Annotated in this window: 11 protein-coding genes and 2 riboswitches; of the genes, 8 read left to right on the top strand and 3 right to left on the bottom strand. The window is 71.3% G+C overall.

Features of this window, described 5'->3' with window-relative positions; all coding sequences use genetic code 11:
- Window positions 1–7 precede the first annotated feature (7 nt).
- On the bottom strand, window positions 8–628 hold the full coding sequence (gene ctaE, locus ACEZDG_RS24730; protein ID WP_380513204.1) for an aa3-type cytochrome oxidase subunit III: 621 nt from the start codon (window positions 626–628) through the stop codon (window positions 8–10).
- Between the two features lie 322 nt (window positions 629–950).
- Here ctaE and ACEZDG_RS24725 point away from each other — a divergent pair, with 322 nt between their 5' ends.
- The 3 genes from ACEZDG_RS24725 (at window position 951) to ACEZDG_RS24715 (ending at window position 4,114) form a co-directional block, all read left to right on the top strand.
- A complete protein-coding gene (locus tag ACEZDG_RS24725) occupies window positions 951–1,364 on the top strand; it encodes a hypothetical protein (protein ID WP_380513202.1) in 414 nt (137 codons plus the stop codon).
- A gap of 75 nt (window positions 1,365–1,439) precedes the next feature.
- Entirely contained in the window at window positions 1,440–2,510 is a 1,071-nt protein-coding gene (gene trpD / locus ACEZDG_RS24720) for an anthranilate phosphoribosyltransferase (RefSeq protein ID WP_380513201.1), read from the top strand.
- A gap of 57 nt (window positions 2,511–2,567) precedes the next feature.
- Window positions 2,568–2,688: riboswitch (SAM riboswitch) on the top strand.
- Window positions 2,689–2,743: 55 nt separating this feature from the next.
- Window positions 2,744–4,114 carry an aminotransferase class V-fold PLP-dependent enzyme gene (locus ACEZDG_RS24715; protein WP_380513199.1) on the top strand — a complete coding sequence of 457 codons (1,371 nt, stop codon included), beginning with the start codon at window positions 2,744–2,746 and terminating at the stop codon, window positions 4,112–4,114.
- A gap of 7 nt (window positions 4,115–4,121) precedes the next feature.
- On the opposite strand, the gene ACEZDG_RS24710 is transcribed toward ACEZDG_RS24715, so the two are convergent.
- Both ACEZDG_RS24710 and ACEZDG_RS24705 read right to left on the bottom strand, forming a co-directional pair.
- On the bottom strand, window positions 4,122–4,403 hold the full coding sequence (locus ACEZDG_RS24710; protein ID WP_380513197.1) for an Lrp/AsnC family transcriptional regulator: 282 nt from the start codon (window positions 4,401–4,403) through the stop codon (window positions 4,122–4,124).
- The gene (locus tag ACEZDG_RS24705) at window positions 4,400–5,197 is read right to left on the bottom strand and encodes a rhomboid family intramembrane serine protease (RefSeq protein WP_380513195.1); all 798 of its coding nucleotides are present in this window, start codon (window positions 5,195–5,197) and stop codon (window positions 4,400–4,402) included. The genes ACEZDG_RS24710 and ACEZDG_RS24705 overlap by 4 nt, the downstream gene beginning before the upstream one ends.
- A gap of 135 nt (window positions 5,198–5,332) precedes the next feature.
- Here ACEZDG_RS24705 and ACEZDG_RS24700 point away from each other — a divergent pair, with 135 nt between their 5' ends.
- The 5 genes from ACEZDG_RS24700 to ACEZDG_RS24680 all read left to right on the top strand — a co-directional run bounded on the left by ACEZDG_RS24700 (window position 5,333) and on the right by ACEZDG_RS24680 (window position 11,243).
- The gene (locus ACEZDG_RS24700; RefSeq protein ID WP_380513193.1) at window positions 5,333–5,614 is read left to right on the top strand and encodes a hypothetical protein; all 282 of its coding nucleotides are present in this window, start codon (window positions 5,333–5,335) and stop codon (window positions 5,612–5,614) included.
- Window positions 5,615–5,711: 97 nt separating this feature from the next.
- Window positions 5,712–7,163, top strand: coding sequence for an NYN domain-containing protein (locus tag ACEZDG_RS24695; RefSeq protein WP_380513274.1), 1,452 nt, complete (start codon window positions 5,712–5,714; stop codon window positions 7,161–7,163).
- Window positions 7,164–7,353: 190 nt separating this feature from the next.
- Window positions 7,354–8,361: a C40 family peptidase gene (locus ACEZDG_RS24690; protein ID WP_380513191.1), complete on the top strand. Its 1,008-nt coding sequence runs from the start codon at window positions 7,354–7,356 to the stop codon at window positions 8,359–8,361.
- Window positions 8,362–8,656: 295 nt separating this feature from the next.
- A riboswitch (cyclic di-AMP (ydaO/yuaA leader) is annotated at window positions 8,657–8,806 on the top strand.
- 52 nt (window positions 8,807–8,858) lie between these two features.
- Complete coding sequence (locus ACEZDG_RS24685) at window positions 8,859–9,845, top strand: C40 family peptidase (RefSeq protein ID WP_380513189.1); 987 nt, start codon at window positions 8,859–8,861, stop codon at window positions 9,843–9,845.
- Window positions 9,846–10,163: 318 nt separating this feature from the next.
- Window positions 10,164–11,243, top strand: coding sequence for a C40 family peptidase (locus ACEZDG_RS24680; RefSeq protein ID WP_380513187.1), 1,080 nt, complete (start codon window positions 10,164–10,166; stop codon window positions 11,241–11,243).
- Window positions 11,244–11,270 lie beyond the last annotated feature (27 nt).

Raw genomic sequence — 11,270 nt, 5'->3', positions numbered from 1 at the left:
ACCCTGCCTACTTGATCAGATAGATGGTCGCGAAGAGGCCGATCCAGACCACGTCGACGAAGTGCCAGTAGTAGGACACGACGATCGCGGCGGTGGCCTGCTCGTGCGTGAACCGCTTGGCGGCGTACGTACGCGCGAGGACCAGCAGGAAGGCAATCAGTCCGCCCGTCACGTGCATGCCGTGGAAGCCGGTGGTCAGGTAGAACACCGAGCCGTAGGGGGAGGAGGACAGGGACAGGTGGTCAACCTTCACCAGGTCCGTGTACTCGTAGATCTGACCGCCGATGAACATCGCACCCATGACGAAGGTGACCATGAACCAGGCCCGGAGCTTCTTCACATCGCCGCGCTCTGCGGCGAAGACACCCATCTGGCAGGTGAAGGAAGAGAGCACCAGGACGGTGGTGTTCACCGAAGCGAAGGGGACGTTCAGGGCCTCGTTGAGGGAATGCCAGTAGTCCGTCCCGGTCACCGAGCGGAGTGTGAAGTACATCGCGAACAGGGCCGCGAAGAACATCAGCTCGGATGCGAGCCAGACGATGGTTCCCACGCTGACCAGGTTCGGCCGGTTGACCGATCCGTGAGCGTGTCCGGTTTCTACTGCAGTTGCTGTCGCCACGACGGCCATTATGTCGGTCGCTTATTCCGTCTTCACCCCGGGGGTGGTTCCTCGGTGTGTCCGCACCGTGACGTACCCTCCGCCGGGTGCCGGACCCCTGACGACCAGGCAGGTAGCCCGAACGGCGGGGGGGCTTCCGCGCGGGTGCCTTCGCGCGACAGGCCGGAGGGTCCCTCTAAATGGTGAACCTCGGACGGCCGGACGGCTGCCGGGACGATCTCCACCGTACGCACCGGTGCTTCGGCACCCTCTTCGGGAGTAGCATCCGCGAGACGCCGAAGTGAGCCCGATCACTTTCCAGCCTGATCGCCTCCCAGGGGGATAACGGACGATGGCACTGAACGTTCTTGTCTACAGCGACGACCGAAACACCCGCGAGCAGGTGCTGCTGGCGCTGGGGAAGCGGCCCGCCGCGGACCTGGCGGAGATTCAGTACCTGGAGTGCGCCACCGAGCCCGCCGTCATCAAGGCCCTGGACGCGCACGCCAAGGGCGGGCGCCGGCTCGACCTGCTGGTGCTGGACGGCGAGGCCACCCCGGTCGGCGGGATGGGCCTGTGCCGCCAGCTCAAGGACGAGATCTACGGCTGCCCCCCGGTGCTGGTGCTGATCGGCCGGCCGCAGGACTCCTGGCTGGCCGCCTGGAGCCGGGCCGACGCGGCCGTCGCCGCACCGGTCGACCCGGTGGCGCTGGCCGCCACGGCGACCACCCTGCTGCGCAGCGGAACCGCGCATCTCGTCGGCTGAGATCTGCCGTCCCGGCGTTTGGCCGGTCGCTAGGCTGTGGTCCTCCATCCTTGAACAAGTGAGAGGCCCACGGCCATGGCGAACGTGTTTCCTGCTGACGGCGGCGGCGACCCCGTGCAGGCGCGCTCCTGGCCGGACGTCCTCAGCGCGCTGATCGCCCGCACCGACCTGTCGGCCGCGGAGACCTCCTGGGCGATGGACCGGATCATGACCGGGGAGGCCACCCCGGCCCAGGTGGCCGGTTTCATGGTGGCGCTGCGGGCCAAGGGCGAGACCGTGGAGGAGATCACCGGCCTGGTGGAGGCCATGTACCGGCACGCCACCGTGATCGAGGTGCCGGGCCGGGCGGTGGACATCGTCGGCACCGGCGGCGACCGGGCCAAGACCGTGAACATCTCCACCATGTCGGCGGTGGTCGCGGCCGGGGCCGGTGCGCTGGTGGTCAAGCACGGCAACCGGGCCGCCTCCTCGGCCAGCGGCGCGACCGACGTGCTGGAGAAGCTGGGCGTGAACCTGGGGCTGACGCCCCGCCGGGTGGCCGAGGTGGCGGCCGAGGCCGGCATCACCTACTGCCCGGCCCCGGTGTTCCACCCGGCGATGCGCCACGCCGCCCCGGCCCGCGGCGACCTGGGCATCCCCACCTCCTTCAACCTGCTCGGCCCACTCACCAACCCGGCCCGGGTCCGGGCCAACGCGGTGGGCTGCTTCGACAGCCGGATGGCCGGGCTGATCGCCGGCGTGCTGGCCAGGCGCGGGGCGTCCGCGCTGGTCTTCCGCGGCGACGACGGCCTGGACGAGCTGACCGTCACCGGCACGTCCACGGTCTGGCAGGTGCGTGACGGCGAGGTCGAGCGCAGCACCTTCGACCCGCACGACGTCGGCATCGAGTACGTCGGCATCGAGGCCCTGCGCGGCGCCGACTCCGCCTACAACGCCGCGGTCGCCCGCCGGGTCTTCGCCGGGGAGCACGGCCCGGTGCGGGACGCGGTGCTGCTCAACTCGGCCTCGGCCCTGGTCGCCCTGGACCAGACCGCGGCCCCGCTGGCGGAGCAGCTGGCGGCGGCGATGAAGCGCACCGCGGAGTCGATCGACTCCGGTGCGGCCGAAGCGGTGCTGGCCCGCTGGGCTGCGGCGACGCACGCGTAGTTCATATCCTGGACAGGGGTTCGCCCAGCGGGTGGACCCCTGTCATACTTCTTCACAGGTCACGAGTGACAGCGTCATTAGCCCCGGCTTGCTGTCCGGCAACCCTCCTTCCGTGGCGGGGTGCTTCCGGGTGACGACCAGGCCCTTCGGCAACACTGCCGCAGGGCAAGCGCGGATCCCTCAGTTGTGCGGCCATTGGCCAGGGGTCCACTGGATGCCCTGGAGGGGCCGTTATGTCCGCGTACGCCGATACCGTTTCCGTCTGTGAGCCGCTCGCCGTGCTCGGCCGCGACGTCGAGGTGCCGCTGGTCGGCGGCGAGAAGGTCAGCTATGCCGCCCTGGACTACGCCGCCAGCGCCCCGGCCCTGCAGCGGGTCTGGGACGACGTGGCCGCCTACGCCCCCTACTACGGCAGCGTGCACCGCGGGGCCGGCTACCTGTCCCAGCTCTCCACCGACCTGTTCGAGCAGAGCCGGGCCACCGTCGCCGAGTTCCTCGACCTGCGCGACGGCGACCAGGTGGTCTTCACCCGGGCCACCACCGACTCGCTGAACCTGCTGGCCTCGGTGCTGCCGGCCGGAACCCGGGTGTTCGTCTTCGAGACCGAGCACCACGCCTCGCTGCTGCCCTGGCGCCGCGAGGACGTCGGTGTCAGCTACCTGCGCGCCCCGCGCTCGCCGCAGGAGGCGGTGGCGGCGCTGGACCAGGCGCTGGCGCAGTGTCCCGAGGGGCCGAAGCTGGTCTGCGTCACCGGCGCGTCCAATGTCACCGGGGAGATCTGGCCGGTCCGCGAGCTGGCCGCGACGGCGCACCGCCACGGGGCCCGGATCGTGCTGGACGCCGCCCAGTTGGCCCCGCACCACCCGGTCTCGGTCCGCGACCTCGACGTGGACTGGGTGGCCTTCTCCGGGCACAAGCTCTACGCCCCCTTCGGCGCGGGCGTGCTGGCCGGCCGCAGCGACTGGCTGGACGCCGCCGAGCCCTACCTGGCCGGCGGCGGCGCCAGCCGCAGCGTGGCCAGGGAGGCCGACGGCTCGGTCGCGGTGGAGTGGCAGCAGGGCCCGGCGCGGCACGAGGCGGGCTCGCCCAATGTCATCGGCGCCTATGCCATCGCCTCCGCCTGCAAGGCGCTCACCGAGGCCGGGTTCGAGGGCCTGGTGGCCCGTGAGCAGTACCTGATCGGCCGACTGCGGGCCGGCCTGGCCGAGATCCCGCAGGTCAAGGTGCTGACCCTGTTCGGTGAGGAGCACCCGCGGGTCGGTGTGCTGTCCTTCGTGGTCCAGGACTGGAACAGCTCGCACTTCTCCGCCGCGCTGTCCGCCGAGTACGGCATCGGCGTCCGCGACGGACTGTTCTGCGCCCACCCGCTGGTGCGCACCCTGCTGGGTGGCGAAGAGGCCCCGCCGTCCGAGTGCGGTGCGCCCGAGGCGCTGCCGGGGGAGCGCAGCCTCAACGCGATCCGGGTCAGCTTCGGCGCGGGCACCCCGGACGAGCACGTGGACCGCTTCGTCGCCGCGGTGCGCGAGCTGGTCACCGAGGGCGCGCGGTGGGCCTACCGGACCGAGGGCGGGCGCTGCGTGCCGGACACCCGCCGCCAGCCGTGAGCTGCTGCTACTCGTCCAGGCCCAGGGCGAAGGCCGCGTCCAGGTCGTGCCGGGAGTAGGTGCGGAAGGCGATGTGGGTCTCGGTGGACTCCACCCCGGGCACCTTGTTGACCTGACCGGGGATCACCTCGGCCAGTTCCTCGTGGGCGCGGACCCGGACCATGGCCACCAGGTCGTGCTGCCCGGTGACCGAGTACACCTCGCTGACGCCGTCGATCGCGGCGATCGACTCGGCGATCTCGGGGATCCGGTCGACGCTGGTCTTGATGAGCACGATCGCGGTGATCACGGTGGTTCTCCTGGAAGCAGGCGCGGTTTGGTCCGGCCAGGGTATCCACGGCTGCGGCAGTACAGCAGCCAGGCGAACAGGAAGCCGCCGGCGAAGCCGATCAGATGGGCGGTGTAGGCGACCCCGGTGACGGCGGCGGAGGGCGCGCCCACCGAGGCCCACTGGATCCCGAACCACACGCCGAGCACCACCCAGGCCGGGAAGCGCAGCGGCAGGAACAGCAGGAACGGCAGCAGGCTGGTCACCCGTGCCCTGGGGTACAGGCACAGGTAGGCGCCCAGCACCCCGGCGATCGCCCCGGAGGCCCCCACCAGGGTCTGCGTGCCGTTGTCCCCGTGCTCGGCGAACAGGGCGTAGCCGTAGGTGGCCAGGTAGCCCAGGCCCAGATAGGCCAGCAGATAGCGCAGCCGGCCCATCCGCTCCTCGACCATCGCGCCGAAGACGTAGAGGAAGACCATGTTGCCCAGCAGGTGCAGCCAGCCGCCGTGGACGAACATCGCGGTCAGCACCGACAGGGCGGGCACCTTGGGGAAGGGGTCGGCGGCGGGGCAGCCGTCGGCCGGGGCGGCGGGCAGGGCGCGGTTGTCCAGCAGCTCATGGGGGATCACCCCCCAGTGCTGGTAGTAGGCCAGTTCCGAGCAGGCCCTGGCGCTGCCGCCGCCGTACAGCGGGTCGAGCCCGGAGACCGGGCCGACCAGGAAGACCAGGGTGCACAGCGCGATCAGCGCCCAGGTCACCACCGGGACGTACGGAGCCGGGCCGTTGTCGCCTACCGTGCGTACCGGGATCACCATGCGCCAATCATTCCTTCTGCGGACAAATCTGACACCGGCTGGTCCGTCCATGTGGGGGACTGTGTTCGCGCCGGTCAGCGAGGCCATAGGGTTGACGGAGCAGAAACTCCTGCACCCGGCCGAGAGGAACCACCCATGTCTGTCCCTCTTCCCACCGAGGGCACCCGGTGGCGCTGCACCCTGTGCGGCAACCTGACCCGCTTCGACGTGACCCGCTCCTCCCGGGTGGTGGAGTTCATCCACCTGGACCTGGCCGGGGAGCCCCGGGTGGAGGAGCGGGAGGTGCTGAGCGATTCGGTGGAGTCGGTGCGCTGCCGCTGGTGCAACGCGGTGGACCAGATCGAACTGGTGGACCGGCCGGGGGCCGAGGCCGAGGCGGCGGCGCAGGCGGCCGGGGTGGACCAGCCCCAGCAGTAGCTATTCCGAGTGGCGCGGTGACGACTGGGGGGCGGAGCGGGCGAGAATGGTCTGTCGGGCCGTGACGGCCGGGGACCGGATCGGAGCACAGGACGTGGTGGAGAGAGACGACAGGCCGGACGACGCCGAGCCTCCCTTCGCCGACCCCGCGAACGCCGACGACGCCGACCCGGCCGCCCCGACCGAGCCCGACCCCGCCGCCGCGTCCGACTCCGCCGAGCCCACTCCCGACGCCGCCGAGCGGTTGGAACGGCCGCTGCCCGAGGGCGTGCGCCGCCGGGTGGTCGGCATCGCCGCGGACGGCCTGGCCGCCGTGCCCGCCGCCGAGCTGCCGCACCGGCTGCGCCCGTACGCCAAGTTCACCCCGGTGCAGCGGGCCCGGCGCGGGGCCACCGCGATCGCCGCCGCGCTGGAGACCGAGCCCGGTTTCCGGTCGCGGATAGCGGAGAGGGTCCGGCTGGGCCAGCCCGACCTGGTGGCCGCGCTGGAGGCGGGACAGGTCCCGGCCGCCGCCGACCCCCAGGACGTCGCCGCGGTGGCGTACCTGCTGCGCCCGCCGGGCTGGAGCAAGCTGGTCGGCGACGCCGGCGAGGAGGTCGAGCGGGCCGAGTCCGAGGGCGCCGCGGCCGAGGCGACCAGGCTGGTGGAGAAGCTCCAGGTGGAGCTGGCCGCGCTGCGCGAGACCAGCAGGACCGACGCCGACCGGGGCCGGGCCGAGCTGGACGAGGCGAAGAAGGAGCGGGACTCGCTCCGCCGCAGGCTGCGCAGCCTGGAGGCGGACACCAAGCGGGCCGAGGCGGCGACCCGCAAGGTCACCGCCGAACTGGAGGCGCTGCGTTCGGCCGGGGTGACCGAGCGCGGCGCGGTCGACAGCGAGGTGCGCCGGCTGAAGCACCGGCTGACCGAGGCGGAGGCCGCGCTGGAGGCGTCCAGGAGGGCGTCCAGGGAGGGGCGGAGCGCCGAGGACATGCGGCTGCGGCTGCTGCTCGACGTGGTGCTGCAGGGCGCGCAGGGGCTGCAGCGTGAGCTGGGCCTGCCCCCGCTGTCCGAGGGCCGCCCGGCCGACACGGTGGAGGCGGTGCTGCCGGTGTCCGCCTCCCCGCACGACGTGGCCAGACGGGCGCTGGACGCGGACGACCCGGCGCTGCTGGACCAGCTGCTGGCACTGCCGCACACCCATCTGCTGGTGGACGGCTACAACGTGACCAAGAGCGGCTATCCGACCCTGCCGCTGGAGAAGCAGCGGGCCCGGCTGCTGAACGGCCTCTCCATGCTGGCCATGCACAGCCGGGCCGAGGTGACCTGCGTCTTCGACGGCAAGGACCTGGACGCCCCGGTCCCGATGGCGCCGCCGCGCGGGGTGCGGGTGCTGTTCAGCCGCTCCGGCGAGACCGCCGACGAACTGATCCGCCGTCTGGTCCGGGCCGAGCCCGAGGGGCGTCCGGTGGTGGTGGTCTCCACCGACCGCGAGGTCGCCGACGGTGTGCGCAAGGCGGGGGCCCGTCCGGTGCCCTCGGCGATGCTGCTGCGGCGGCTGATCCGCACGTGAGGCCGTGGGCCGCGGTTCAAACCTCTTACCTGTAGCGGACATTAGGGGCATTACCGGTCGGAGTTCCCGACGGGGGCGACAAGCTCACACGTTCCTCACTAGTGTTTCCCTTCGAACTTCTGTGTCGTCCTGAAGGGAACCCGGCTCCGTGGTCTCACACCGTCGTTTGAAGCAGCCCGGCCGTGCCCGCGTGACGATCCTCACGGCCGCGGCGGCGACGGCGGTCGCGCTCTCGGCACAGACCTCGGCCAACGCCGCGCCGACCACCACCACCGGTCAGGCCAAGGCGCAGGTGGACTCGGACCGCAACGCGGCCGCCGCGGCGACGGAGCAGTACAACGGCGCACAGGTCCAGCAGCAGGCGCTGCAGAAGAAGGTGAACAACCTTCAGGACGAGATAGCCAGGCAGCAGGCCGTGGTGAACAAGGAGATGGCGGTGCTCGGCTCGGTGGCCAGCGCCGAGTACCGGCAGGGCTCGGTGGACCCGGCCGTGCAGCTGATGCTCTCCACCGACCCGACCGAGTACCTGAACCGGGCCTCCGACGAGGACCAGATCAACAGCAACCAGGCGGCCCTGCTGGACCAGTTGGTGGCGCAGCAGCACTCGCTCGCGGCGGAGAAGGCCGAGGCCGCCCAGGAGTTGGGCGCCCAGCAGGTGCTGCTGAAGCAGATGCAGAAGTCCAAGGCCGCCATCGCCGCGAAGCTCAAGCACGCCCAGGGCATCCTGGACGCGCTGACCCCGAAGCAGCGGGTCGAGGTGAACGCGCCCTCCGGTGGCGGCGGCTACACCCCGCCCTCGTCCGGCAGCAGCTACATGTCGGTGTCCGACATCGACCTCTCCGGGATCTCCGCGACCGCCCGCACCGCGATGCTGGCCGCGATGAGCAAGGTCAATGTCGCCCCCTACGTCTCCGGCGGCGCGGGCCCGAACGTCTTCGACTGCTCCGGCCTGGTGATGTGGGCCTACGGCAAGGCCGGCGTCTCGCTGCCGCACTACTCCTACTCGGACGAGCACGTCGGCACCGGGGTGTCCTACTCGGACCTCAAGGTGGGCGACATCATCGTCAACATGGGCGGCGACCACGTCGGCCTGTACGCCGGGAACGGCATGCTGCTGAGCGCTCCGCACCCGGGCCTGACAGTGGACATCCAGCCGCTGTCCTATTTCGGCTCGATCGTTGCCATTCGCCGCTTCTGACGGTTGTTTACCCGTCCTGTGACTCACGTCACTCGGGTCTCAGCGGTCTCGGTCAGATGACCGATTTGGGCGCCATGTCAGCATCGGATGGTCATTCAGCGACTACGTTCGGTCGTCGATCCGATGCATTTTCGAAACCTAAAAGAGTTTTTACTTACAAGGATTTGAATAGATCACGTTCGGGTCACTAGTGTCAGCGATCGAACCACCGCGAAGTCGATCACCCATCAGGGTGGCAGCGGCGGTTTCCGCCGAGTTCGACCGCACGGCCGGCTGTTCCGCACCCAGCGGAGCGACCACGGGAGGGCCGTCAGTTCGGAGCCGGGGAACCAAGTTTCCCCCGGGGTGAATCAGCGCCAGGCCGGTCCGCCGGTGAAGCGTTGTAGGGCACGTCTTCCAGCCCGAACCCGTCAGCTCACCCGGTAGGCGGCCGTAGGAAGAAGGAGCTCGCCTTCGTGGCGTCCCATCGTCGTCCGAAAAGTCCCAGTCGCGCGCGGGTGTCCGTGCTCACCGCCGCCGCGGCCACCACCGTCGCGCTCTCCGCCACCGCCACCCAGTCGGCGCAGGCGGCCCCCAAGCAGACCACCGCGCAGCTGAAGGCTGAGATAGCCCAGCAGAACGAGGACGCCGACAAGGCGATCCAGCAGTACGACGCGGCGGTCTCCACCCAGCAGACGCTGCAGAAGCAGGTCAGCACCCTGCAGGACCAGGTCGCCCGGCAGCAGGCCTCGGTCAGCGCCAAGTCCGCGGCTCTCGGCGCGGTCGCCAGTGCGCAGTACCGCAGCGGGACGATCGACCCCTCGGTCCAGCTGATGCTCTCCGCGGACCCGACCGACTATCTGAACCAGGCGTCCACGATGACGCAGGTGACCGACAGCCAGGCCTCGCTGCTGTCCTCGCTGACGGCCGAGCAGAAGACCCTGGACCGCGAGAAGGCCGAGGCCGAGAGCAAGCTGAAGGCGCTCGACGCCACCAGCAAGCAGCTCGCCGCGGCCAAGGCCTCGGTGCAGAAGAAGCTCGCCGCCTCCAAGGCCAAGCTCGCCTCGCTGACCGCCGCCCAGCGCGCCGCGATCAGCAACCCGGAGAGCACCGACAGCAGCTCCGCCTACGACCCCGGTTCCAGCAAGGCCGGCTCGGGCACCGCGATGGCCGCCTTCCACGCCGCGCAGACCCGCCTCGGTGACCCGTACGTCTACGGGGCCACCGGGCCGAGCTCCTTCGACTGCTCCGGTCTGATGCAGTGGGCCTTCAAGCAGGCCGGCGTGTCGATCGGCCGCACCACCTACGACCAGGTCGACGTCGGCACCGCCGTCAGCTCCACCGCCGACCTCCAGATCGGCGACCTGATCTTCTTCAACGGCGACTCGCACGTAGGGATGTACGCGGGCGGCGGCATGGTGCTGCACGCCCCGCACACCGGCACCGTGGTCAAGTACGAGAAGCTCAGCTACATCGGCTCGATCTACGCCATGCGCCGGGTCTGAGCTCCCAGCGACACCGACGCGCTGACACACGCTCAAACGGCCGTACGGGCCCGTACTCCCAGGGGGGTACGGGCCCGTTGCCGTGTCCGGCTCCACCCCCGGCGACGTGGCCTTTCGTATAGCAGTGCATCATTCGTCCGAATTTTCGTTATCGCGGGGGTTTGGACTAGCTGCGCCGGACTCGCTAACGTCTGCGCTCGGCCCACCGTGTCGTCGACCGCCCTTCCGGGCGGCACCGGTGGACCGCCGGACATCCTGGGCCGACGCAGCCGGCGTCGCGCGGGCAGGGCCGGCACCGGACGAATGGAGGCCGCCCGCGTGGCGTCCCACCGACGTGCCCGACCCATGGGCCAGTACTCCGCAGTGGCGGCGCTCTCCCGTACCGCGGTGACGGTCGCGGCGGCCACCGCCGCGATGCTGGCCGCGGGCGGCAGCGCCTTGGCCGCACCGGCGCCCGGGGCCAAGCCTGCCCCGGCCTCGGCCGACGACGTCCGGCAGCAGGTGCAGAGCCTCTACTCCCGGGCCGAGGTCGCCGGGCAGCAGTACGACGGGGCCAGGGAGCAGGAGGGCGCGCTGCTGCGCAGCTCCGCCCTGCTGCAGCAGCGGGTCGCCGCCGAGCAGCAGCGGATCAACACCATGGTCGGAGCCATGGGCGAGGTGGCCGGCGCCGAGTACCGGGCGGGCGGCGGGATGGACCCGCTGGTCCGGCTGCTCTTCAGCGCCCACCCGGACCAGTTCCTGGCCCAGGCCGGCAACGCCGACCAGGTGGACGCCACCACCGCGCAGCGGCTGCTGCAGGTGCGCAACGACCAGCGGCAGCTGGCCGAGGACCGGGCCGAGGCGGTCTCCCAACTGGCCCAGCTGGAGGCGGTGCGGCAGTCCATCGCGGGCAGCAAGGCCCAGGTGCAGCGGCAGCTCGGACACGCCAGGGCGCTGCTGGCCGGGCTCACCGCCCCGCAGCGGGACGCCCTGCGGCAGAGCGAGGACGCGGCTGCCGGGGCCGCCGCCCAGGCCGCCGACACCGCGCTGCCACCGGACCAGGGCCCCGCGTCCAGTCGCGCGGCGGTCGCCCTGGCCGCCGCCCGCAGCGCGCTGGGCCGGCCCTATGTCTACGGGGCGACCGGGCCCGGGGCGTTCGACTGCTCCGGGCTGATGTACTGGTCCTGGGAGCACGCCGGGGTGCACCTGCCGCGGACCTCGCAGGGGCAGATGTACGCGGGCCGCAGTATCCCGCTGTCCCAGGCCCGGCCGGGAGATCTTGTGATCTACTACAACGATCGCCACCACGTCGGCATGTACGCGGGCAACGGGATGGTGATCCACGCGCCCTACCCGGGTGCGCGGGTGCGCTACGAGCCGGTGAACTCGATGCCGGTGGCGGGAGTGGTCCGGGTCTGACCCCAGCGGGGGTCGCAGGGAGTGCGG

The organism is Streptacidiphilus alkalitolerans, from assembly GCF_042511045.1.
Lineage (GTDB): Bacteria > Actinomycetota > Actinomycetes > Streptomycetales > Streptomycetaceae > Streptacidiphilus > Streptacidiphilus alkalitolerans.
Note: the sequence above shows the minus strand (reverse complement) of the source record. Positions and strands in the feature narration are given on the sequence as shown.

What these genes read in the sequence shown, in the direction of transcription:
- ctaE (WP_380513204.1), bottom strand. Translation starts at nt 628, where the DNA reads ATGGCCGTCGTGGCGACAGCAACTGCAGTAGAAACCGGACACGCTCAC.
- ACEZDG_RS24725 (WP_380513202.1), top strand. Translation starts at nt 951, where the DNA reads ATGGCACTGAACGTTCTTGTCTACAGCGACGACCGAAACACCCGCGAG.
- trpD (WP_380513201.1), top strand. Translation starts at nt 1,440, where the DNA reads ATGGCGAACGTGTTTCCTGCTGACGGCGGCGGCGACCCCGTGCAGGCG.
- ACEZDG_RS24715 (WP_380513199.1), top strand. Translation starts at nt 2,744, where the DNA reads ATGTCCGCGTACGCCGATACCGTTTCCGTCTGTGAGCCGCTCGCCGTG.
- ACEZDG_RS24705 (WP_380513195.1), bottom strand. Translation starts at nt 5,197, where the DNA reads ATGGTGATCCCGGTACGCACGGTAGGCGACAACGGCCCGGCTCCGTAC.
- ACEZDG_RS24700 (WP_380513193.1), top strand. Translation starts at nt 5,333, where the DNA reads ATGTCTGTCCCTCTTCCCACCGAGGGCACCCGGTGGCGCTGCACCCTG.